The sequence below is a fragment of the Candidatus Bipolaricaulota bacterium genome (assembly GCA_021159055.1).
Classification (GTDB): domain Bacteria; phylum Bipolaricaulota; class Bipolaricaulia; order UBA7950; family UBA9294; genus S016-54.
Window position 1 is genome coordinate 1 of record JAGGSO010000132.1, and the last position, 22,446, is coordinate 22,446.

The 22,446-nt window shown below is 64.8% G+C and carries 25 protein-coding genes and 1 riboswitch; of the genes, 11 read left to right on the forward strand and 14 right to left on the reverse strand.

From position 1 onward, the window contains the following. A partial coding sequence (locus tag J7J55_06670) for a hypothetical protein (protein ID MCD6142381.1) occupies positions 1 to 224 on the forward strand: 224 nt, incomplete at its 5' end. A 25-nt stretch (positions 225 to 249) separates the two neighbouring features. On the opposite strand, the gene J7J55_06675 is transcribed toward J7J55_06670, so the two are convergent. After that, positions 250 to 1,875, reverse strand: coding sequence for a long-chain-fatty-acid--CoA ligase (locus tag J7J55_06675; GenBank protein ID MCD6142382.1), 1,626 nt, complete (start codon positions 1,873 to 1,875; stop codon positions 250 to 252). A gap of 102 nt (positions 1,876 to 1,977) precedes the next feature. On the opposite strand from J7J55_06675, the gene J7J55_06680 reads away from it, so the two are divergent. The 4 genes from J7J55_06680 to J7J55_06695 are packed head-to-tail and all read left to right on the forward strand — an operon-like array spanning position 1,978 to position 6,115. After that, the gene (locus J7J55_06680; protein ID MCD6142383.1) at positions 1,978 to 3,819 is read left to right on the forward strand and encodes an aldehyde ferredoxin oxidoreductase family protein; all 1,842 of its coding nucleotides are present in this window, start codon (positions 1,978 to 1,980) and stop codon (positions 3,817 to 3,819) included. Continuing rightward, on the forward strand, positions 3,816 to 4,304 hold the full coding sequence (mobB, locus tag J7J55_06685) for a molybdopterin-guanine dinucleotide biosynthesis protein B (protein ID MCD6142384.1): 489 nt from the start codon (positions 3,816 to 3,818) through the stop codon (positions 4,302 to 4,304). The genes J7J55_06680 and mobB overlap by 4 nt, the downstream gene beginning before the upstream one ends. Before the next feature lie 33 nt (positions 4,305 to 4,337). Further along, positions 4,338 to 5,294, forward strand: a complete 957-nt coding sequence (locus J7J55_06690) for a hypothetical protein (GenBank protein ID MCD6142385.1) — start codon at positions 4,338 to 4,340, stop codon at positions 5,292 to 5,294. Then, entirely contained in the window at positions 5,291 to 6,115 is an 825-nt protein-coding gene (locus tag J7J55_06695) for a stage 0 sporulation protein (protein ID MCD6142386.1), read from the forward strand. Before J7J55_06690 ends, J7J55_06695 begins: the two co-directional genes overlap by 4 nt. Here J7J55_06695 and hflX read toward each other — a convergent pair. From hflX to J7J55_06730, 7 genes are read right to left on the reverse strand one after another with little or no spacing between them, the layout of a single operon-like run. Next, the gene (hflX, locus tag J7J55_06700) at positions 6,084 to 7,388 is read right to left on the reverse strand and encodes a GTPase HflX (protein ID MCD6142387.1); all 1,305 of its coding nucleotides are present in this window, start codon (positions 7,386 to 7,388) and stop codon (positions 6,084 to 6,086) included. The genes J7J55_06695 and hflX overlap by 32 nt on opposite strands. Next, positions 7,378 to 8,634, reverse strand: coding sequence for a UDP-N-acetylglucosamine 1-carboxyvinyltransferase (gene murA / locus J7J55_06705; GenBank protein ID MCD6142388.1), 1,257 nt, complete (start codon positions 8,632 to 8,634; stop codon positions 7,378 to 7,380). The genes hflX and murA overlap by 11 nt, the downstream gene beginning before the upstream one ends. Then, a complete protein-coding gene (locus tag J7J55_06710; GenBank protein ID MCD6142389.1) occupies positions 8,635 to 9,630 on the reverse strand; it encodes a M23 family metallopeptidase in 996 nt (331 codons plus the stop codon). After that, positions 9,623 to 10,873 carry a transcription termination factor Rho gene (gene rho / locus J7J55_06715; GenBank protein ID MCD6142390.1) on the reverse strand — a complete coding sequence of 417 codons (1,251 nt, stop codon included), beginning with the start codon at positions 10,871 to 10,873 and terminating at the stop codon, positions 9,623 to 9,625. Before rho ends, J7J55_06710 begins: the two co-directional genes overlap by 8 nt. Before the next feature lie 12 nt (positions 10,874 to 10,885). After that, positions 10,886 to 11,884 carry a sodium:calcium antiporter gene (locus J7J55_06720; GenBank protein ID MCD6142391.1) on the reverse strand — a complete coding sequence of 333 codons (999 nt, stop codon included), beginning with the start codon at positions 11,882 to 11,884 and terminating at the stop codon, positions 10,886 to 10,888. 18 nt (positions 11,885 to 11,902) lie between these two features. Continuing rightward, positions 11,903 to 12,343 carry a ribose 5-phosphate isomerase B gene (gene rpiB / locus J7J55_06725; GenBank protein MCD6142392.1) on the reverse strand — a complete coding sequence of 147 codons (441 nt, stop codon included), beginning with the start codon at positions 12,341 to 12,343 and terminating at the stop codon, positions 11,903 to 11,905. Further along, on the reverse strand, positions 12,322 to 12,957 hold the full coding sequence (locus tag J7J55_06730; protein ID MCD6142393.1) for a glycosyltransferase family 2 protein: 636 nt from the start codon (positions 12,955 to 12,957) through the stop codon (positions 12,322 to 12,324). Before J7J55_06730 ends, rpiB begins: the two co-directional genes overlap by 22 nt. Before the next feature lie 332 nt (positions 12,958 to 13,289). Between J7J55_06730 and J7J55_06735 the strand changes: the two genes are divergently transcribed. Together J7J55_06735 and J7J55_06740 are read left to right on the forward strand one after the other, a co-directional pair. Beyond that, entirely contained in the window at positions 13,290 to 14,090 is an 801-nt protein-coding gene (locus tag J7J55_06735) for a protease inhibitor I42 family protein (protein MCD6142394.1), read from the forward strand. Positions 14,091 to 14,149: 59 nt separating this feature from the next. After that, positions 14,150 to 14,228: riboswitch (cyclic di-GMP riboswitch) on the forward strand. Positions 14,229 to 14,235: 7 nt separating this feature from the next. Further along, on the forward strand, positions 14,236 to 14,751 hold the full coding sequence (locus J7J55_06740) for a hypothetical protein (protein MCD6142395.1): 516 nt from the start codon (positions 14,236 to 14,238) through the stop codon (positions 14,749 to 14,751). Position 14,752: 1 nt separating this feature from the next. On the opposite strand, the gene J7J55_06745 is transcribed toward J7J55_06740, so the two are convergent. Both J7J55_06745 and J7J55_06750 read right to left on the reverse strand, forming a co-directional pair. Further along, the gene (locus J7J55_06745) at positions 14,753 to 15,133 is read right to left on the reverse strand and encodes a helix-hairpin-helix domain-containing protein (protein MCD6142396.1); all 381 of its coding nucleotides are present in this window, start codon (positions 15,131 to 15,133) and stop codon (positions 14,753 to 14,755) included. Next, positions 15,130 to 15,651 (reverse strand): hypothetical protein, encoded by a 522-nt coding sequence (locus J7J55_06750; GenBank protein ID MCD6142397.1) that lies wholly within the window; start codon positions 15,649 to 15,651, stop codon positions 15,130 to 15,132. Before J7J55_06750 ends, J7J55_06745 begins: the two co-directional genes overlap by 4 nt. A 59-nt stretch (positions 15,652 to 15,710) precedes the next feature. Between J7J55_06750 and J7J55_06755 the strand changes: the two genes are divergently transcribed. Next, a complete protein-coding gene (locus J7J55_06755; protein MCD6142398.1) occupies positions 15,711 to 15,986 on the forward strand; it encodes a TMEM165/GDT1 family protein in 276 nt (91 codons plus the stop codon). On the opposite strand, the gene surE is transcribed toward J7J55_06755, so the two are convergent. Both surE and rsmD read right to left on the reverse strand, forming a co-directional pair. Continuing rightward, positions 15,983 to 16,774: a 5'/3'-nucleotidase SurE gene (gene surE / locus J7J55_06760; protein MCD6142399.1), complete on the reverse strand. Its 792-nt coding sequence runs from the start codon at positions 16,772 to 16,774 to the stop codon at positions 15,983 to 15,985. The two genes, J7J55_06755 and surE, sit on opposite strands and share 4 nt — an antisense overlap. A 45-nt stretch (positions 16,775 to 16,819) precedes the next feature. After that, positions 16,820 to 17,380, reverse strand: coding sequence for a 16S rRNA (guanine(966)-N(2))-methyltransferase RsmD (rsmD, locus tag J7J55_06765; protein ID MCD6142400.1), 561 nt, complete (start codon positions 17,378 to 17,380; stop codon positions 16,820 to 16,822). A 105-nt stretch (positions 17,381 to 17,485) separates the two neighbouring features. Between rsmD and J7J55_06770 the strand changes: the two genes are divergently transcribed. From J7J55_06770 to J7J55_06780, 3 genes are read left to right on the forward strand one after another with little or no spacing between them, the layout of a single operon-like run. Then, the gene (locus tag J7J55_06770; GenBank protein ID MCD6142401.1) at positions 17,486 to 18,178 is read left to right on the forward strand and encodes an HAD family hydrolase; all 693 of its coding nucleotides are present in this window, start codon (positions 17,486 to 17,488) and stop codon (positions 18,176 to 18,178) included. Next, entirely contained in the window at positions 18,175 to 19,506 is a 1,332-nt protein-coding gene (locus J7J55_06775; protein MCD6142402.1) for an FAD-dependent oxidoreductase, read from the forward strand. Before J7J55_06770 ends, J7J55_06775 begins: the two co-directional genes overlap by 4 nt. Further along, complete coding sequence (locus J7J55_06780) at positions 19,506 to 20,663, forward strand: C39 family peptidase (GenBank protein MCD6142403.1); 1,158 nt, start codon at positions 19,506 to 19,508, stop codon at positions 20,661 to 20,663. The genes J7J55_06775 and J7J55_06780 overlap by 1 nt, the downstream gene beginning before the upstream one ends. On the opposite strand, the gene J7J55_06785 is transcribed toward J7J55_06780, so the two are convergent. Then, positions 20,637 to 21,461, reverse strand: coding sequence for a 4Fe-4S binding protein (locus J7J55_06785; protein ID MCD6142404.1), 825 nt, complete (start codon positions 21,459 to 21,461; stop codon positions 20,637 to 20,639). The two genes, J7J55_06780 and J7J55_06785, sit on opposite strands and share 27 nt — an antisense overlap. After that, on the reverse strand, positions 21,458 to 22,444 hold the full coding sequence (locus tag J7J55_06790; protein MCD6142405.1) for a hypothetical protein: 987 nt from the start codon (positions 22,442 to 22,444) through the stop codon (positions 21,458 to 21,460). The genes J7J55_06785 and J7J55_06790 overlap by 4 nt, the downstream gene beginning before the upstream one ends. Positions 22,445 to 22,446: the final 2 nt, after the last annotated feature.

Consider the following 22,446-nt stretch of genomic DNA (forward strand, 5'->3'; position numbering starts at 1 on the left):
ACCTAAGCGGGACCCAGATCACCGACGCAGGGCTCGTCCACCTAGAGAAGCTCACGAACTTGTGGTTCTTGCACCTAAGCGGGACCCAGATCACCGACGCAGGGCTCGTCCACTTGGAGAAGCTCACAAACTTGTTTTTCTTGGATCTAGCGAAGACCCAGGTCACCGACGCAGGGCTGAAGGCTTTAAGGCAACGCTTGCCCAATACCAGTGTATCCTGGTGACAATACGAGGTCTCCAACGCCCCCCTTAGCCCTTGCTCGGCTTGAGTTTGGTGAGCTTCCCTGCTTCCAGTGCCTCCCTCGCCATCTCGCGGAGGCGGAACTTTTGGATCTTGCCGGATTGGGTCATCGGGAACTCGTCGACGATCTCGACGTAGCGGGGGACCTTGAAGTTCGCGATCTTGCCAGCGCAGTAGTCGACGATCTCCTGCGGGTCGATCGAGACCCCCTCCCGCGGGATGATGTAGGCGATCGCCACCTCGCCCATTACATCGTCCGGCACCCCGACGACAGAGACGTTCTGCACCTTGGGATGGGTGAACAGGTACTCCTCGATCTCGGCCGGATAGACGTTGAACCCGCCGGTGATCAGCATGTCCTTCTTCCGCCCGACGATCCTGACGTACCCCTCCTCGTCCATCGTAGCAAGGTCGCCGGAGTAGAGCCACCCCTCGGAGTCTATCGCCTCGGCGGTCACCTCCGGCATCTTGTAGTAGCCCATCATCACGTTGTACCCGCGGCAGGCGAGCTCGCCCATCTCCCCGGGCGGAAGCGGGTTGTGATCGTCGTCGACGATCCGGACCTCGATCCCGGGAAGCGGCCGCCCGACCGTCTCCACCCGCCGTTCGAGCGAGTCGTCGAACCGGGTCATGGTGATGACGGGCGAGGCCTCGGTCAGGCCGTAGGCGATCGAGACGTTGCACCCGAGCTCCTCCATCGTCCCGCGCATCACCTCAACCGGGCACGGCGCTCCGGCCATGATCCCGGTGCGAAGCGACGATACGTCGTAGGATGAGCCGTCCTCCTTCCCCTTCCGGTACTCCTCGAGCTCGAGGACGAACATCGTCGGGACCCCGTAGAGGATCGTAACCTTCTCCTGTTCGACCAGCTCGAGCGCCTCCTTCGCTTTGAACACCGGCATCGGGACGATGCTCGCCCCCCAGGTGACAGCGCCGGTGATTCCCATGACGCAGCCGAAGCAGTGGAAGAACGGGACGGCGAGGAGGAAGACGTCCTTCTCGGTCGTGTGCAGGACCTCGGTCACCTGCTCGGCGTTCTTCGCGATGTTGTGGTGGGAGAGCATCGCCCCCTTCGGGTTTCCGGTCGTGCCCGAGGTGTAGAGGATGAACACGTTCTCCAACGGATCGCACGCCTGCTCCCGCGCCTCGAGCACCCCGTCCCCAAGGAGCTTTTCCCCCAGGTCCTCGACCGCGGCGAATTCGTGCATTCCCTCACCGGTCCTCCCGTGGACGATCACGTTCTTCAGGCCAGGAAGATCCTTTCGCACCTCATCGATCATCTTGAGGTAATCGATCCCGACGAACGAGTCGACCATGAACAGGGCGGTCGCCTCGGAGTTTCCCAGGATGTAGCTTACCTCGTGGGGCTTGTAGCGGGTGTTCATCGGGACGACTACCGCCCCGATCCGCGCGATCGCGAAGTAGGCGATCACCCACTCGGGAATGTTCGGCATCCACAGTCCGACCTTGTCCCCCTTCTCCACTCCGAGCTCGATCAGGCCGCGGGCGAGCCGGTCGACCCGGGCGTCGAGCTCGCGGTAGGTTATCGTCTCGCCCTGATAGCGGATCGCATGACGGTCGGGGAACCTCGCTGCGGTTTCGGACAGGACGGAGGATAGCGTTCTCATCTGCACACCCCTCAGTTTAATTTTCACTAAATTATCAGAAAACCGGGAACGGGCGCAACCTGGCACCGGGGATGGACTGCCCATAAAATGGTGGGGAAGGAGGGATCTATGCGGGCAGCGTTTGGAAGATATCTCGACGTCGACCTCAGTGCGGGAAGGATTCAGGAGTACGCGGTCCCGGCCCGGTGGTACGATCTCCACCTCGGGGGGAAGGGGATCGGAGCGCGGATTCTGCTTGCGGAGCTGACCGGGAAGGAGGATCCCCTCTCGCCGGAGAACATCCTCGTCTTCGCCACCGGTCCGTTTCAAGGGACCGGACTGATGGGGGCAGGGCGGCACGCGGTCCTCGCGCTATCCCCGAAGACCCGATCGGTCGCCGATTCCTACGTCGGCGGCTACTTCGGCCACGAGCTCGGCCGGAGCGGGTACGATGGGATCATCGTGCGGGGAAGGGCCGATACGCCGGTCTACATCTCCCTGATCGACGGGAAGGCCGAGATCCACCGTGCGGATGACCTGTGGGGAAAAGGGGTGGGGGAGACGGACCGGACCCTCCGCAATCGCCACCCCGGAGGCCGGGTCGCCGCGATCGGGATCGCCGGTGAGAACCTCGTGCAAATGGCGTGCATCATGCACGATGTAACCCGTTCCGCTGGCCGTCCCGGGCTCGGCGCGGTGATGGGATCGAAGAACCTGAAGGCGATCATCGTCCACGGGACGGAGGATAAACCGCTCCACGACCGGGCTAGGTTCCAGTCGGAGCGTACCGCCTACGTCCGCGCGATGTTCGACAAGGCGGCACGGGACTTCGGAGAGTACGGGACAGTTGGCGGACTCACCTGGCTCTCCGAGCACGGGATCCTCCCGACGAAGAACTTCCAGGAGGGGACGTTCGACCGGGCAGAGGAGATCGGGGGAGAACGCCTCCATGACACGATCCTCGTCGACCGCGAGACGTGCGCCGGGTGTCCGATCCGGTGCAAGCGGGTCGTGGCAGCGGAGTTCGCCGGGAGGAAGGTCGATCCCCTGTTCGGCGGGCCGGAGTACGAGACGACGGCCGCGTTCGGCTCCCTGTGCATGAACGACGACCTGCGCGTCATCGCTTTCGCCAATCAGCTGTGCAACGACTATGGGCTGGATACAATCTCGGCCGGAGTGGCGATCGCGTTCCTGATGGAGGCCTCGGAGAAGGGGTTGATCGAGGCCCGGATCCCGTGGGGGGACGGGGAGAAGATCATCGAGCTCGTGGAGAAGATCGCCCGACGCGAGGGGATCGGTGATCGGATCGCCGACGGCCTCGAAGGCTTCGCTTCCGAGCTCGGGGCCGATTTCGCGATGACGATAAAAGGGGTCGAGGTCCCGATGCACGAGCCGCGGGGGAAGCAGGCCCTCGGCCTGTCTTACGCTACGAGCCCGCGCGGGGCGACGCACATGGAGGGGATCCACGACACGATGCTCGAGATCGATTCCCCTACCCCGGAGCTCGGGATCGACCGGGCCTACGACCGGTTCACCCTCCTCGACAAGCCTGTGATCGGAAAGATCTACGAGGACCTGCGCTCGTTCGTGAACTCGCTCGTCCTGTGCGCGTTCACTGTCCATGAGACCGGTGATCGTTATAATTTTCCCCAGGTCAGATCCCTGCTCGCTGCGGCGACCGGGATCGAGCTGACACCGCAGGGGATGCTCGAAGTCGGGGAGCGGAACTACGCCCTGATGCGCCTGCACGCTGCCCGGGCCGGGTACACGACCGACCGGGACGGGCTGCCGCGGCGGTTCCACGCGCCGCTTCCCCGCGGGGCGAGCGCCGGTCGGCCGGTCGATCCGGACGAGTTGAAGAAGGCGATCGCCGACTACTACAAAGCCCGCGGCTACGACCGCTACGGCCCGACCGACGCGACACTGCGCCGGCTCGGTCTTGACGATCTCATCGGGGTGATCGAGCGGTGAGAGCGGTCTCGATCATCGGGCACAAGAATACGGGAAAGACGCGCCTGATCGAGGAGCTGATCCCGATCCTCCAGGCCCGCGGCTACCGGGTGGGGACGGTGAAGCACGCCCCCCACACCCTGATCCAGGAAGACCCGAACGCCGACTCGGCCCGCCACCGGGAGGCGGGAGCGGAGAGGACCCTCCTGATCGGGGAGGACGGAGCAGCGCTGTTCTTCGATCCGGCCGGAGATATCGCGGAGACGATCGAGCGGGCGTTCGCCGGGGTCGACCTCGTGTTGATCGAGGGGATGAAGCACGGACCGTTCCCCAAGCTCGAGGTCTTCCGTCCATCCCGCGCGCTGCGCACCGAGCCCCTCGCCGGGGAGATCGAGGTCATCGGAGTGATCACCGCTGCGCACGTCGCCCTCCCCGATGGGGTGGAGGTCCTATCCCCCCGCGATCCGGAGGGAATCGCCGACTTCATCGAGGAGCGGATCCTCTAGCAGGGGGGAGGAGTTTGTGGTACCCTTCTTCCCATGAAGACGCAATGCACAACCGCATCTCCTGGGGCCACGATAGTCATCGTCCCCCCCGGGATTCCGCGCCTCGAGACGGGCCGGCGCCTCGCCGCCGGACTGATCGGGGGCGAACCCGAGCGGATCGCGCGCGGGGCACATCCTGACCTGATCGAGCTTTCTCCGATGAAGGGGAAGGAGCGGATCGGGATCGAGCAGGTGCGGGAGGTGATCCGGGCCGGACAGTTCGCCCCGGTGGAGGGAGTGAGAAAGGTGTGCCTGATCCCGCGCGGAGAGGCCCTCACCCCCGAGGCGGAGAACGCCCTGCTCAAGGTGTTGGAGGAGCCGAGCCGCGATCTCTCGTTCCTCATCCTCGTCGGGGAGGCGCAGGACCTCCTCCCCACGATCCGCTCCCGGGGACGGATCGTCCGCCTTCCCTCACCATCCCCGGACGAGCTCGCCGCCCGACTCGGGGCGCTCGGGTACGATGAGCGGGTGATCCCCTACCTCATCGGCCTCCTCTCCGGGGAGGAGCTCGCTCCGTTCCTGGAGAACCGGGTGGACGTGTCCGCCGCTATCGAGACGGCGCGGGCTGAACTGGACGGAGCCGACCTCAAGACTGCTGCCTCCCTCGCCGTGGGAGAGGCCCCGATCCCTGGCTACGAGGGGACGATCCGGATCCTGACGGAGGTGGACGCGCGCGGGCCGACGGCGGCGGTCGCAGCCGCCCGCGGGATCGCGGGCTTCGGGCGGGCGGCGGGACTCGTCTTCCTCGCGCGGACTACGCGGGTGTTGTTCGCCGCGGCCCGGCGGAGGGAGTCCCTGTTCCCCCCTCATCCGGGGATCGACCGCCTGGCGCGGGCCGACGTGGTCGCGCTCGCACGCGAGGCGGAGAAGGCACGGCGGGCGCTCGAGGGGTACACTTCGACGGAGGCGGTACTACTCTCGTTCTTCCTCCAATGCGGAGGTGAGGGATGATGGATGGGGATCGGATCGTCCTCGTGCGGGTGTACGATTTGACCCGGTCGAGCGAGTACTTCCACGCATCCGGGATCGAGCTCTCTCCCGGGGACAAGTGCGTGGTCGACCATAACGGCCTCCGGCTCGGGGAGGTGCTGAACGTACTCGATGCCGGAAGCGGGCTCAGCGGGCAGCTGGAGCGGGTGGTGCGGATCGCAACTCCCCGCGACATTGAGACCCATTCCCGCAACCTGGCCGAGTCCGAGCAGGTTCTCTCCTCCGCCCGGGAGGTGGTGAACCGCCACGGCCTTCCGATGCACCTCGTCGCCGCGGAGTATACCCTCGACCGCGCACAGCTGCGCATCTACTTCACCGCTCCCCACCGGGTTGACTTCCGCGCACTCCTGCGCGAACTCGCCGGGCTGTTTGGGGTGCGGATCGACCTGCGCCAGATGGGGGCGCGCGACGAAGCGAAGATCAAGGGCGGGATCGGGCGCTGTGGCCGGCCTGTGTGCTGCCATGCCTTCCTGCGGGAGCCGCGCTCCATCCCGATGGAGATCGCCTACGACCAAGAGCTGTTCGTGTCTCCGGAGCGGATCACCGGGATCTGCGGGCGGTTGATGTGCTGCCTTGCCTACGAGCACGAAACCTACAAGGAAGCCCTCCCCCGCCTCCCCCGGCTCGGAGCACGGGTAAGCCACGGGAAGAAGAAGGGGAAGGTGATCTCGCACAACATCTTCCGCAACACGGTCATCGTCCTCACCGACAACGGGGAACGGGTCGAACTCCCCGCCGACAAGGTCGAGGTCATCTCCGGGGAGAAGCGGCAGGGGAAATGATTTCGACCCCGGCGCGGCGCAGGCGGGGAAGGAGCGCGGGAGGGATTGTAACCGTCGTCTCCATCCCACCCGGGACGTAGTTGAGCTCTTCCCCTTTTCCCACCATCCGGTGGAACAGGGCGATCGCGGAATAAGGGACGAACAGACGGACCCTCTCTTGCCCGCGGTCGAGCTCCTCCTTGATCCGCGCGCGCAATCGGTCGATGTTCGTCCCCTCCCGCGCCGAGATCCATACCCCACCGGGAAACCCGCTCTCTCCCTCCACCAGATCGCACTTGTTCAGCACGTCGAGGATCGGGGGAGGGACGGTTCCAGCGGTGAAGACCTGGGCGGTGAGGGTCTCCCGCACCGCGCGGTGCTCCGCGTCCCGGTTCGGACTCGCTGCGTCGGTGACATGAAGGATCAGGTCCGCCTCCTGGGCCGCCTCCAGGGTGGAAGCGAACGCCGGCACGAGGTGGTGGGGGAGGTCGCGGATGAATCCGACGGTGTCGATGAACAGCGCCGGCCGACCCGGGGCGACCTCGCCGCGTCGGACCGCGGTGGATAGGGTGGCGAACAGCTTGTCCTCCACCAGCAGATCGGCGGAGCAGAGGCGGTTGAGGAGGGTCGACTTCCCGGAGTTGGTGTAGCCGACGATCGCGATCAGGGGGAGTTCCCCCCGCACCCGCCGCGCCCGCTGCGTCTCCCGCTCGGCCCGTGCCTTCTCCAGCCGCTTCTTGATGGCGTGGATGCGGCGGGTGATCTTCTTCCGGTCGAGCTCGAGCTTCGTCTCTCCCGGTCCGCGCGTTCCGATCCCTCCCCCCAATCGGGTGAGGGCCTTTCCCCACCCGCGCAGGCGGGGGAGGAGGTAACGCAGCTGAGCCAGCTCGACCTGAAGGCGGGCCTCTTTGGTCACCGCGTGCTGGGCGAAGATGTCCAAGATGAGCTGGGTGCGGTCGATGATCTTGCAGTTCGTCCGGGCCTCCAGGTTGCGCGCCTGCCCCGGGGTGAGCTCGCGATCGAACAGGAGGACGTCTGCCCCCAATTCCTTGGCAGCGGCGGCCACCTCCTCCGTCTTTCCCTTTCCGATCACGGTCGCCGGGTCGGGACGGGTCCGTGTCTGGGATACGAGCCCAAGGACCGTCAGCCCGGCCGTCCCGGCGAGGGACTCGAGCTCACGCAGCGAGTCCGTGCACTCCCACTCCGACCGCCCGACGGCAACGAGGATCGCCCGCTCCTCCTCGAAAACGCGCGCCCGCTTCCCGGTGTAGTCCTCGATGATCCTACTGGACATCTCTTCGCTCAATCTTCGCTCCTAATCGCGTTAGTTTGCCCTCGAGGTCGGCATAGCCGCGGTCGAGCTGGTCGAGCCCGGCGATACTGCTCTCCCCACGGGCGGCGAGCCCGGCGAGGACGAGGGCCGCCCCGGCGCGGATGTCCGGCGCGACGAGGTCGGCACCGTGCAGCCCCTTCACTCCGGTGATGCGGGCCGTCCCGCCCGCGACCGCGATTCGCGCCCCCATCCTGATGAGCTCACCCACGTACCCGAATCTGGTCGGGAAGACCGTATCCTGTACCGTGCTTTCACCCTCCGCCAGGGATAGGAGGGAAACGAGCGGGGGCTGGAGATCGGTGGGGAACCCTGGGTACGGAGCCGTCCGCACCGCGACCGGCTGCAGCCTTCCCCCACCCTCGACCGTGACCGCGTCCGCGGACGTCTCGACCCGCGCTCCCGCCTCCCCGAGGACCTGCGCAAGGGAAGCGAGGTGCTCGGGGCGGACATCGGCCACCGTCACCCTCCCTTCGGTGATCGCCCCGGCGATCAGGTACGTCCCCGCCTCCAGCCGATCGGGGATCACGGTGTGCTCCGTCCCGTGGAGGGCAGGGACCCCTTCCACATTAAACCCGTCCGCTGACATCTCGATCCGCGCTCCCATCCCGCGCAGCAGCTCCACGAGGTCGAGGACCTCCGGCTCACGGGACGCGTTCTCGATCGTCGTGTCCCCATCGGCGAGGGCCGCTGCCATCAGGAGCTGCTCGGTCGCCCCTACTGATGGGTAGGGAAGGCGGAACCGCGTCCCCCGCAGCTTCTCCGCTGTGAGGACGATCGTCCCGTCCCCCTCTTCCCGCACGGCAGCCCCGAGCGCCCGCAGTCCCTGGAGGTGGTAATCGACCGGGCGGGGGCCGATCGTACACCCGCCGGGGAGCGGAACCTCCGCCCGCCCGAGGCGGGCGAGGAGCGGGCCGAGGACGAGGAACGAGGCGCGCATCTGCTCGACGTACTCCCGGCTCGGATTCGGCTGGAGCGGGCGACCGTGGCGGATCGTCACCGTCCCGTCCGAGTACTCGACCTCCTTCCCCAGCTCGCGGATCACGGCGATGATCGTCCGCACGTCGCGCAGAGGCGGAACGCGGTGGACGATCACCGGCTCGTCGGTGAGGAGGGAGGCTGCGCATGCGGGGAGGACGGCGTTCTTCGCCCCCTCGACCGCCACGGTCCCTGACAGCTCCTTGCCCCCTGCGATCAGAAGGTGCATCAATTACGGAAGATAACGGATCGGGTCGACCGGGAAGTCGCCGTTGCGGATCTCGAAATGGAGGTGGGGGCCGCTCGACACCCCGGTGTTCCCGGATTCGGCGATCTCCTGGCCGGCTTCGACGAACTGCCCCTTGTAGACGAGGAACTTGGAGAGATGCCCGTACACGGTGTAGTAGCCGTCGGAGTGTTGGAGGATCGCCTCGTTCCCGTATCCTTCCTCCTCCCCGATGAAGTAGACCCTCCCCGGGGCGGCGGCGTAGACGGGTGTCCCTTCGGGGAGGTCGATGTCGATCCCGTTGTGGAAGTGGCGCACCTTGTACACCGGGTGGATCCGCCACCCGAACCCGGAGGTGACCTTCCCCAGAGCAGGCCAGATGAACCGCGACTCGACCCCGTTGGAGAGCTTGATGACCCTCTTCCACAGGGCAGGGCTCGCCCCGGGGATGATCAGCTCCTCGCCGGCGTAGATCTTCGACGGGTCGGTGATGTCGTTCGCCGCCGTGATCTTCTCCACGGGAACGGAGTAGGTAATCGAGATATCGGTCAGGGTCTGACCGGGCTTCACCAGGTGCAGGATCCCGTCCTTAACTGCGTGCAGGATCTGCCCCGGCTTGAGCGACTGGGGTGAGAGGATCCGGTTGTCGGCCATCAGCTGGTCGACGCTCACCCCGAGCTTCGCCCCGATCTTAGCGAGGGTGTCCCCCGCGGCCACGGTGTAGGTGATGATCGGGGACGTCGGGGTCTCCGTCGGCGTGGCGGCTGGGGTTTCAGTCGTAGTCGGTTCGGTCGGGGTCGTCGGTTCAGTCGTCTCCGGTTCGGTCGCGGGAGTGGTTGCCGGAGGGGCGACGACCGTGGTCGGGGTCTCCGAGATCACCTGCACCGGCGGGGCTTCCTTCCCACCGGAGTGGGTGAGGAGGATCGGGATGAGGATCACCGCGATGAGGAAGATCACGGCGATCGCCACACGGTCTTTTCTGATCGGCTTCTTCTCAATCACCGTTCATCAACTCGAGGAACTGCTCGTTATCCTTTGTCGCCTCCATCTTGCTTTTCACGAGCTCCAGCGCCGCCTGTGGATCGTTCAGTTCACTCATCATCTTACGCAGAATCCACACCCGATTCAATACCTTCTCCGGGAGGAGGAGCTCCTCCTTCCGCGTTCCGGACTGCTCGATGTCGATCGCCGGGTAGATCCGCTTGTTGGACAGGTTCCGATCGAGGACCAGCTCCATGTTTCCCGTCCCCTTGAACTCCTCGAATACCACCTGGTCGAGCTTGCTCCCGGTATCGACCAGTGCGGTGGCGATGATCGTCAGGCTCCCCCCTTCCTCGATGTTCCGCGCCGCGCCGAAGAACTCCTTCGGTTTATACAGCGCGGTCGGGTCCATCCCCCCGGAGAGGAGCTTCCCGGACGGGGAGACGGACAGGTTGTATGCCCGTGCCAACCGGGTGATCGAATCCATCAGGATCACCACGTCCTGCCCCAGCTCCACCATCCGCTTCGCCCGGTTGGTGACGAGCTCAGCGATCCGAGTGTGATGGCGCGGCTCGAGGTCGAAGGTGGCGGCGATCACCTCCCCGTTCTCGATCGAGCGGCGGAAGTCGGTCACCTCCTCCGGCCGCTCGTCGACGAGGAGGACGAGGAGCTTGATATCCGGGTGGTTGGCATTGATCCCGGCCGCGATCTTCTTCAACAGGGTCGTCTTCCCCGCCTTCGGAGGGGAGACGATCAACCCCCGCTGCCCCTTCCCGATCGGGCAGAACAGGTCGATTATCCGGGTCGAGACGTCGTTCGGATCGTGCTCAAGCTTGATCTGCTCGTTCGGATGGAGCGGGGTCAGCTCGTGGAACTCAGGGCGGCGGTAGATCTCCTCCGGGTCGAGCCCGTTGATCTTCTCCACCTTGAGTAGGGCGAAGTAGCGCTCATCGTTCTTCGGAGCGCGGATCAGCCCGGTGATCGCGTCTCCATCCCGCAGCTTGAACCGCTTGATCTGGGACGGGGAGACGTAGATGTCGTTACGCCCGGGAAGGCTCGTCCCATTGCGCAGGAACCCGTACCCGTCCGGAAGGATCTCCAGGATCCCGTTCTCGAAGTAGAGGTCGTTCTGCTTGGCGAAGTGTTCCATCACCGCGCGTACGAGCTCCCTCTTCCCCATGTGGTTTCCGTTCTGGATTCCGACTTCGTCTGCCAGCTTCTGGAGAGAGTCGATGTCCATCAACGTCAGTTCATTTACTTCCATTTTTCTATCACCTCAAAGATGAATTCCCCTTGCAATAATCAGTGCTGTTCCCGCCAGATAGCCGAGGAGGATGCCTGCCGCGTCGGCTCCCATCCCGAGGATGCGGCGGGACGAACGTGCCCCGATTCCGATGACGGCGATCGCGGTGATCCCGATCCCGATGATCCCGACGAGGAGCTGATCGCTCCTCCCTGCCCCCAGCGCGGCGAAGATCGACCCCTTCCGCAGTGCGAGGTCAGCGAAGAAGATCGTGAGGATGTTGAACATGTTCGACCCAAACAGGTTTCCCACGATCATATCGTACGCTCCGATCTTGAGCGCCCCGATCGAAGTGGCGAGCTCAGGGAGCGAGGTGACGATCGCCACCAGCACCGCTCCGATCAGGGAGGAGGAGATCCCTGTCCCGTCGGCGATCGCCTTGCTCGCCCGGATGAGGAATATCCCGGCGACGATGATCAGGGCAGCGCTGACCAGGAACCCGGTGAGAGCGCGGGACAGGGACATCGTCCCCTCATCCGGGGCATCGGTCCCTTCCTCCCGCCGTTCGATGCGATAGAGGAGGTAAGCCCCGAACAGATACCCGATCAAGATGAGGTAGCTCACCGGGCTGATCCCCCCGAGGGTCGCCTCGTGCGGGACGAGGATCCCGACAAGGGCGAGTGCGGTGAGGAGGATGGCCAGCCCCCCGCTCGTCGTGTGGTACGCCTTCACCTTGCTCAGGAACGGACCTTTCCCGAGGAGGAGGACGTCGACGACCGCGATGATCGCCACATTGAACAGGTTGCTCCCCAACGCGTTCCCCACCGCAATGTTCGGGGCCCCGATCGCTGCCCCGGTGACGGTCGTCGTCAATTCGGGGATGGAGGTGATCACCGCCAGGAAGACCAGTCCGATCCAGCCCTGGCCGATCCCGGTCCTCCGCCCGAGTGCCTCCCCAAACGAGGCGAGCTTGATCCCCGCCCCGACGATCACCGCGGCGGAGAGCAGAAACGTGATCCATTGGATGGTCATGTCATATAGGTCCTATGATTATTCGATCTTCCCCACCCGACGGGCATGTCTCCCCCCTTCGAACGGGGTATTCAGCCAGACCTCCACGGTCCGGGAAGCGAGCTCGACCCCGGTGATCCGCGCCCCAAGGCAGAGGATATTAGCGTCGTTGTGCCTCCGGCTCAGCTCGGCGGAGAACGGCTCCGTGCACCGTGCCGCCCTGATCCCCCGCACCTTTCCCGCCGCGATCGACATTCCGATGCCGGTACCGCAAATCAGGATCCCTTTGTCCGCCTTCCCCGCGGCTACGACCGTCGCCACCCTGCGGGCGATGTCGGGATAGTCGACCGGGGCGGTGGAGTCGGTCCCCAGGTCGATGACGTCGTAACCCTTAAGGACCGTCTCCAGCAGGGCTTGTTTCAACGGATAACCGGCGTGGTCGGCGCCGATCGCTATCGTCACAGCTTCTTTATCAACCATTTTATCATGTCTCCGTACATCTTGAACCGCTCGCGTATCCCCTGAGAGAAGCCGCGCTTCTCCTCCTTGAGGACGTGCGTCACTCCATCGAGCTTCACCTTCTCCTTCGTCCACCCCTCCTTTGCCGCGAGCTTGGACAGGGCCATCTCGATCCCGTAATCCATCTCGTGTACCTTCTCCCGCGCCCGCGCCCATATGGTCTTGGAGATGACCCGCTGGCCGGAGGCGAACGGGTTGAAGAACTGTGCAATGTCGGTATTCACCCGCCCGTCCGCGAATACCCCGACCACCATGTCGACCCCTCCGTCTGCGTAGGCGTTGATCATCCGCTCGATGTGCTCCGGGCGTAGCCCGACGAGATCGGCGTCAAGGAACAGGAGGACGTCGTTCCGCGCCGCGTTCACCCCCGCATCCAGGGCGGCGGCCTTCCCCTGGTTCTCCGGAAGCTCGATCACCCTGACTCCGAACCGACGCGCCACCGCCGCTGTTCCGTCATCCGACCCATCGTCGACCACGATAACCTCGTCGACAAGCGGACAGGAGACGAGCGGACGAAGTACTGCGCCGATTCGAGCGGCTTCATTATAGGCGGGCACCACCGCGGAAATTTTCATCTGTATGTAGGAACAACTCGATCGTCGGTGAGATTCGCTCGACAGACTCCATTTTACATTCCCTACGGGAGGAAGTCAATCCGAAGGGGTGGATGCGCCAGAAGCAGTGCGATTAAGCGCGGGACACCGCACTTTGGGGCAGGGGAGCATGGTGGCCACGTCGATGAAGTCGAGGATCCCCTTTCGGGGTATGACGTTCCCGGCAGAGATAACGGTAAAACGGGAGAGGGAAAGATCCTTCCGCCTTTATCCCGCGGGCGGCTATCAAGCCCCACCATTGGACCACGAAACTCATGCACTCTGGGGGTGTAACTGCTAACGAGGTGATTGCAATGCAGAAGCTTTTCATCGGGAGCGTGATCGTATTGATGCTGGGAGCGGCGTTTTCCCTGTCTGGATTCGCCCAGGCGCGGGCATCGAGCTCCGCTTCCACGGACGGTCCGGTACGTGCGACGGTGGGTACGTTCGTACTCGAGGAGGGAAGCAGGATCGCGTTCGAGCTCAGGCGGAGCGATCCGTGTCCGTGTATGTGCGGGGATATCTTCGTCACCGGCATGAGCGTCGTTGATCGAGCCGGGAAAGAGGTCTACCGCGAGGGGGTGGACTCGGTCCCCTACACCGACTGGACCGGGATGTGGGATCTCTCCCGGGCGGATGGAACGCCGGTTGCACCCGGGGAATATACGATCCTTATTCGCACTTCGCTCGGGGAGTTCCGCGCCGAGGTGAGAATCGTCCACCCCGGGGAGGGGAGCTTCTCCGGAAGGTTGTGCGCCACCGCGTCGGTATGCGGACTGGGGCTCGATGTCTACCGCTTGGTCACCAAGGATGACGACGGTAAAACGATCCCACTGCGGGCCGGGGACAAGGTCATGATCGCCCTTCCCGGCAACCCGACGACCGGCTACGAATGGACGGGACCGGATGCCCTCCCCGCTGGAGTGTTGGAGCCGATCCCCGGGGTGAACTACCGCCCGGAGAGCGGTCTCATCGGAGCGGGTGGGACATTCCTATTCCGCTACGCTGCGATCGGACCTGGTAGGGTCGAACTTTCGTTCTCCTACCGCCGTCCGTGGGAGGAGGCCCCGGCCTCCGATTCTTTCTCCATCGTAATCTCAGTCGGAGGTGTCTAAAAAGTTGTGGTTTGAGGAATAATCAAAGCGAGTCGGAAAGAAGGAGGTGAAAAACTTCGGACCGATAAGGGCAAACCTCACGAACAGGAAGTGAGGGGCGCAAAGTCACGGGCCTGAGATGGCAGCCGGACTACCGAAGGCGAAGATGAAACGATGGATAGTTATTTCCCTTCTTCTTACGATCCTTTTCTCCATCCCCGTGTTTGCCGGTAGCTCGGCAAGCGCGACGGTCACTGTATCGTGGAAGGTTCTCCCGTTCCAATCGCTTACCATCCTCGGCGGTGAAGGGAACGGGACGAGCGTGACCTCGCACTTCGAGCTTGGTACTCCCACCCCGGCCGAGATCGCTGCCGGGTTCATCGAAGAGGACGGCGCCCTCACCCTGGTCGCGGCGAGCAACATCCCGTGGACGGTGAAGGTGCACGCCGTGGAGGCGAACATGGGGGAGAGCTACGATGGAACCTATGTGAAGCCGCTCTCCGATTTCCTCATCCGGGCCAACGGCGGCGAGTTCACCCCGATCTCCCAGCTGGATCAGACGCTGGCGAGCGGGACCCGGGGTTCCTACCAGCTCACAATCGACTACAAGGTTCTCCTCGACCCCGAGTTCAAGCCCGGTGACTACGGGATCACGCTGGTGTACACGATAACCGGAGAATAGATCACGGGCCGCCGAGGCTCACGGAATCCTTTATCTCTTCCACCGTCTTCTCCCCGATCCCGGGGACGTTTTTCAGTTCGTCCACGCTCCTGAACGGTCCGTGTTCCTGCCGATAGGCGACGATCCGCTGTGCCAGGGTCTCTCCGATCCCGGGAAGACGGGTCAACTCTTCCACCCCGGCGGAGTTCAGATCGATCCGCGGGCGGGAGGAGAGGAACTCCGGGACGATCACACGCACGTCAGGGAGTATGACCTCCACAGGCGGCGGGATCCGCGGACGACGAAACTCGGGGATGAAAATGGCAATCCCCGCCGCCACGATCGCCAGCCCGATGAGAATGATCAGCCCCCGCTCCTGGGCCGAGGAGAGACCGCGGGTCATGGGAGGGAGAAAAGCTCCTTTATCCTGTTGAGGCCGTACTTCTCCCGCGCGAGCCGCATCCGCTCGGGAAACCGCTCGTAGCGGGGTCGCCCGAACTTGTCTGAGTATGCCTGGTAGAAGATCTTCCCCAACCTGGTCCTCAGGTCCTGGTCCTGTGCCAGGATATCCCCCTTCTCCGCCACCAGTCGCTCCAGCTCGGGGATGTAGGTCTCGATCGCCGCCGCCTGAGAGAAGAGCTCGACGGCTGTATCCGGATCGCTATCGAGTGTCTCTTTCGCCCTGTGGAAGAGATCGCGCCGCCGTAGCTCCGCCGCGGCGAGCTCCCGCATCCTCCGTTCCTGCTCGCGGTAGTAGGAGAGCTCGCGCCGCGGGAACGCGAGGATCCGATGCGGGCAGTCGTCCGCATCGGGAAACTCGCGCGGATCGGACGTGATCTTCCCGTGGAGAGCAAGGCACTCCTTTGGTGTAGAGTAGGTCACGTTCGTGTAGTATTGGTAGTAGGTTCGACTGAGCATCATGGTCACCCGCTCCAGTCTAATCCGCGGTCGGGGGCGGGACAAGTGAGGGAGGAGGTAGAATGCTCAAGATAGTGCTGACGACGTTTGTCGCCGTATTCCTTGCCGAGCTCGGAGACAAGACCCAGCTTGCGATTCTGTCGTTCACGACCCGATCCCATGCTCCGATCCCGGTCTTCATCGGCGGCGGCGCGGCGCTCCTGTTGTCCACCGCCATCGCCGTCGGGGCGGGCTGGCTCTTAGTGCGGACCGTCCCGGAAGCCGGCTTCAGGATCGTCCGCTACGTGGCCGGGGGACTGTTCATCGGGATCGGAATCTGGACGATCGTCAAGGCCTAGTCGTCCCCGAACCAGGACCTCTCCTCCCACGACTCGAGCTTCTTCAACAGGGAATACTCGGTCATGTCGAGGTGGATCGGGGTGATGGAGATATGATCGTTCGCGATCGCCCAGATGTCGGTCCCCTCCTCCTCCGGCGGAACATCAGTGAGCGGGTCTCCGGTGATCCAGTAGTAGCTCCGCCCGCGTGGGTCCTTCCCGGTTACGAGGTAGTTGCGAAACGCCTGTCCCCCCAACCGGGTGAGCTTCACCTCCGGCTTCTTCCCCTGGGGAACGGAGGGGACGTTGACGTTCAGCAGTATCCCTTTCGGGAGGGGAGAGCTCTCCAGCAGGAACGAGGCCAGCTTCGCGGCGAACCGGGCGGCGAGACTGTAATCGGGATCGGTGCGGGGATCGATCCCGACCTCGAACGAAACGGCAACGGACGGGATCCCGGCCCGCACCCCCTCCATCGCCGCGGCGACTGTCCCGGAGTAGGTGATATCCTGCCCGACGTTCAACCCGGCGTTGATCCCGGAGACAACGAGATCGGGGCGGGCGTCGAGCAGGCCGAGGAGAGCGAGGGAGACGCAATCCGACGGCGTTCCGCTCGTCACGTGCCCGATCGTCCCATCGAGGAGCTGCACCCGATCGACGCGGAGCGGCTTGTGGAACGTCATCGTCCGGCTCGCCGCCGACCAATTTCTGTCGGGTGCGTATACCTCCACCCGCGCCACGCGGTCGAGCTCGCGCTTGAGGGCGGTCAGCCCCGGAGCGTTTACACCATCGTCGTTGGTGATCAGTATCAATCGGTCCGCCAACTGGATCCCCTCCCTTTCCACATCTTACCCAATTTAGCCCTTCGCTCCCATCTCGTAGAAGTGGAGAGTGTTATCCCCGTAGGTGCGGGAATCGATCCGCGTCAGCCCACCGTAAGCGGGGGCGAGCTCCTCCTTCTTGTACACCTCGGTCGCCACGATCGCCCCCTTCGCGACGATCTCCCCCACGCCGAGGAGGGCAAGGGCGCGGGCGGCGAGCCCTCGCCCGTACGGCGGACCGACGAAGACGAGGTCGAACCTCCGCCCCCGGCGGGCAAGACGGGCGATCCCGTCCTGATAATCAGCCTGGATCACCTGCGCTTTGGGGATGAGCCCGAGCCGGTCCAGGTTGCGGCGGACGATCGCGCACGCCTCCGGGGAGGAATCGACGAACGCGCACTCGCGCGCCCCGCGCGACAGCGCCTCCAACCCCACGCTCCCCGTCCCGGCGAACAAATCGAGGAAACGAGCATCGGGGACGAGGTCGGAGATGATGTTGTAGAGTGCACTGCGCACGAAATCACGCATCGGACGAATTCCCGCATCCTCCCAATCGACGAGCTTCCTCCCCTTCCTCGATCCGCTTATGATCCGCATCATCTCTCCTTGATTTTGGCCACGCCCGTCCCTAACATCTCCGGTTGGCCGCATGCTAAGAGGCTTTCGCTAGAGGATAAGATAGAGGGAGGGACTTCTCAACCGATGAAATTCACCGGGCTCAGCACCGTCGTGTTCGACCTCGATGGGACCCTGTGCCGCTACAAGATGGGGACCGCGGAGGCGATCGCTGCAACCCTGGAACGGACCGGGCTTTCGCCCGACGTGCTCGGCCCGACGGAGGACGCCGCCATCCGCTACCTCGAGTTATGGCACGAAGAAGAGCAGCGTGAATCGGATATCCCGTTCCGGACGCGGATCTGGACCCGCCTCCTCCATGAGCATGGGATCGACGATCCCGGGCTCGCCGCCGCATTGGGGAATACGTACGTCGAGATTCGCCTCCCGTCCCTGGAACTAGAGCCGGTCGCTCTTCGGCTCCTGTCCTCACTCCGGGCCCGCTACCGGCTCGGCCTGCTCACGAACGGGCCGAGCGAGATGCAGTGGCCGAAGATCGAGCGGTTCGGACTGACGCGCTACTTCGACGCGGTCCTTGTCGCGGGAGACGTCGGGATCTACAAGCCCGACCCGCGCGTCTTCTCCCTCCTCCTCTCCCAGCTGGGAGCAGCGGCCACGGGCGCGGTCTACGTCGGAAATTCCTACGAGATGGACGTCGTCGGAGCAAAGGCGGCCGGAATGCACTCGATCTGGGTGAGGACGGACGGGGAAGCGGCGGGTGATTCGATCCGCCCTGACCTTGAGATCGACCGTCTCGAACGATTGGAGGAGGTATTGTGAAGGAATTCGACGTTGCCATCATCGGGGCGGGACCGGCCGGGCTGTTCGCGGCCGAGGTCCTGGCAAAGAGCGGTCTCAAGACCGTGCTCATCGACCGGGGGGCAGACCCGAAGAAACGGACTCACATCGCGTTTGGGGTCGGAGGCGCAGGGGCGTTCTCCGACGGGAAGCTGAACCTCACCCCGAAGATCGGGGGGGATCCGGAGAGCATCGGGCGGACCCCGGAGGAGATCCAACGCTACATCGACCGGATCGACGCCGCCTTCACCGCGTTCGGGGCGCCGGAGAAGTACTCCGGAGATGACGCCGCTTCCCTGGGGGAGCTGAAGCAGACGGCGAGCCGGTACGGGATCGAATTCATCCCGGGGCGCCAGCGCCACATGGGGACCACGGCGGTGCGGGAGGTGGTCGACCGGTTCTATCATCACCTCCGGGAACAGGGGATCGAGGCATCGCTCGAGAACAAGATCGAACGGATCGAGCGACGGGATGACCGGTTCGTCCTGCACGGCCGCGAGGAGATCTCCGCGCGCTACCTGATCGCCGCGCCGGGGCGCGCCGGGGCGTACTGGCTGCGGGAGGAGGCGACCCGGCTCGGGATCACGACCGAGTACGGACCGATCGACGTCGGTGTCAGGGTCGAGTTCCCGGCCGAGCTGTACACCCCGATCGAGCGGGTGATGTACGACGCCAAGTTTCGGGTGCGCACTCCCACTTACGACGACATGGTCCGCACATTCTGCACCAACCCGCGCGGGTTCGTGGTGCGGGAGCAGTACAAGGAGTTCTCGCTCGTGAACGGCCACGCCGAGAACAAGCTGAAGACGGAGAACACGAACTTCGCGCTTCTGTCCCACATCGAGCTCACCGACCCGGTGGAGGACACGACCGAATACGGCCGGGCGATCGCCAAGCTGGCGACGACGATCGGGGGCGGACGGCCGATCATCCAACGGCTGAAGGACCTGACCCAGGGGCGGCGCTCGACCGCGGAGCGGCTGCGGCGGGCGACGATCACCCCGACCCTGACCGATGCCACTCCCGGAGACATCTCGATGGCCCTCCCCGATCGGGTGGTGGTCAACCTGGTCGAGGGGTTGGAGCAACTCGACAACATCATCCCCGGCCTGACCACGGACAACACCCTGGTCTACGCCCCGGAGATCAAGTTCTACGACACCCGCTACCCGGTGACGCACGAGATGGAGACCGCTGTTCCCGGATTCTTCGTCGTCGGGGACGCCTCCGGCCACTCCCGCGGGATCGTCTACTCCGCTGTCACCGGGATGATCGCGGCCGAGGCGATCAAGGAGCGCGCCGCGGACTGATGCGCACGGCGGCCATCCTTTTCATTCTCCTCGTCCTTTCTCTCTCCGGGTTCGCCCAATCCCTCTCCATCCCCGGGTTCAACCAGGCGTACCGCGACGCGACCGGGTACTGGGGAGCGTGTCCGATGGGGACAGGGGGATGCCCGGACCGGATCGAGACCGCCGGCTGCCTGATCACATCCCTCGCCGCTGTGTTGGACTACTACCGGATCAGGCTGGCGGTCCCGGCAACGGAGTCGTGCACCGGGAGCGCGCAGTTCGGGATGGATCCCGGAATCCTTAATGCCTGGCTGAGGACCCATGGGGGATACGGGCGCTGCTCCACCGATCCGGTCGGGGACTGCTGCCTGGAGTGGAGCGCCGTCACCCAGGTCGAGCTGCGGCAATACGAGAACACCGCTTCGACCGGGATCTCATCGACCGCGCGGGCGGAGATCGACCGCGCCCTCGGGCGCGGCTACCCGGTGATCGCCGGAGTGCACTGGGGAGCGCATTGCCACGGGACGACGACGCAGAGCGAGAACTGCCATTGGGTCGTCATCACTGGTGCAGCAGGGACGACGTACACGATCACCGATCCCTACAACAGGGACGTCCATGACCCGCGCGGGGTCCACACCACTCTGAATCACGGCGTATTCGGGGCCTACACCATCGATCGGTTCGTGGTCGCCGCTGGTCCAGTCCCAGCACAGCCGGAGGAGGCGATCCGCATCACCCTCTCCCCAGGGGGGCTCCCAGGAGAGGTGGAGGTGACCCTCTCCGCGCGCACGGGTGGGGAGTACAAGATCTTCGTTCAGGTCGTCGACCCCGCTGGAAACGTGTACTACGCGCGGAGGCCGGCTCCGGGATCCACCCGGATGGAGCTCTCCGGGAGGCTCGTCCCGCTCCTCCCCACCCCGATCTACCTCGCGCCGGGAGAGGACCGGATCGGGTCGATCGTGCTGCAGAAATCCGGAGAGTACTCCTTTCTCGTCCGGCTGGAGGACCCGAACCGGCCTGGGACCGCTGTCGCTTCGGCCGTCGCCGCCTATGCGGTCGGAAGCGGGAGCCCCCCTCCCCGTCCGGTCGGATGGGGGGAGATCGGGCTGGCGATCGGGGCGGCGCTCATGCTCAGCCTGTTCGTCGCCCTAATCGCCATCGCGGCCAAGCCGTAGGAAGGCCCGCTTCGCCCGCGGCTTAGGGCGCTCGATCTGGGGAGAGAACGTCAGCTCTAATGCATCCAGGGGACAGGCGGTCGTGCACTCCCCGCACTTGATGCAGTTGTGCGTGTCGTATTCCTCGTGCGGCTTCAGCCCCATCGGGCAGGCGCGGGCACACTCGCCGCAGCGGGAGCACCGGTTCGTATCCAGCTTCAGGTGAAGGAAGCTCACCCGGTTGAACAGGGACAACAGCGCTCCCATCGGGCACAGGTACCGGCACCAGAACCGGGAGATGATCGCCATCCCGGCCAGGGTGGCGACCAGGGTCCCGAGGTGAACGAGGAACGGGCGATTGATGGAGGCGACCCCGAGGAAGAAGTAGGGGATCGATGCCTCTAGCCCCCCGACCGGGCACAGCTTGCAGAACATCGTGTCGGCGAACGCCCACGCGGCGACGATCGTCCCGACGAGGACGACGTACTTGGAGTAGGAGGCGATCCCGTTGATCCGCACCTTGCGGAACGAGAGGAGGTCGTTCAGGGTCCCGAACGGACAGAACCAGCCGCAGAACCCGCGCCCAGCGATGAGCCCGTAGGCGACGATCGTCGCGACCCAGAAGTAGGGGACGGTCCCGTAGATGACCAAGTTTTGGGCGAGCCCGATCGGGCACACCGTGACCGCAAGTGGGCACGCGTAGCAGTGGAGCCCGGGGAAGATGATGTGCGTCATCCCGATTCCGGTGAATCCGAACAGACCGAGGAGGAGCCCGAACCCCTGGCTGATCCGGCGCACGAACGTCAACCTGAACCTCATCCCCCCACCCCCAACAGCTCGAGCAGCCGTGGCTCGAGGTTCCTGATCCCGAAGATCACGGCCCCGGTGTCCGCCCGCAGGATCGCCGGGACGATCGTGCGCTGGTTGCGAATCACGCCGTGAGCGGCGGCGATCTCGCGGTCGGTGTCTACATTTACGAACTTGTAGCTTATGCGCGGGTTCACCTGCGCCGCCGCCTTCACCATCTCCTCGGCGAACGGACAGGTGTGACACCACGGGGCGTAGAACACGACGAGCTCGACCTCATGGTCGATCCTCCCGAGCGCGGCGCGCGCCGCCGGGGAGAGCCGGGGCGGGGCGTGTTGCACTGCCTCGATCCCCACGCACGAGGTGCACAACACCGCGCCGATCCCCTGCGCCTGCTCGTGCTGGCCGAGCCTGATCCCGTACACGAATCCCCCGACCACGAAGACCAAAAGAACGAAGTAAAGGGGAAGGCGGAACCCGCTCGCCCACAGGCCGATCCCGACTCCAAGGAGGAGCAACCCGATCCCCGGGATCACCCACGCCGGGAGAGAGCGGCGAACGACTTTATGATGGACCGGGCCGGCCGCTGTGGTCGTCACTGTCACCGGGATGGTGATCTCATCGGCGATCTGGAAGCAGCTCACCTCGATGCAGTAGGTGTAGAGGATCGATAGAGTCAGGGTGTAGGTCAGCGGAGCGAGGCCGGAAGCGGCGGACACGGTGAACTCGATCTCTCCCTTTCCGAACGGGGCGATCTCCTTGATGCTCCCCTTCGCCGGGGTTACGACGAGCCCGTCCGGGGCGGAGACCTCGATCGTGAGGTCGTCCCCGGGGTGGACGGAATTGTTCGCCGCGACGACCCGGACCGTCGCCTCCCCGCCCGGGGCGATGCGGACCACGGGAGGATCGGCGGAGAAGGAGAGGATCGGCTCCTGCCCGAGCGCAACCACGCCGAGGAGCGCGACGATCAGGAACGCGATCCCAAACCTCGTCATCC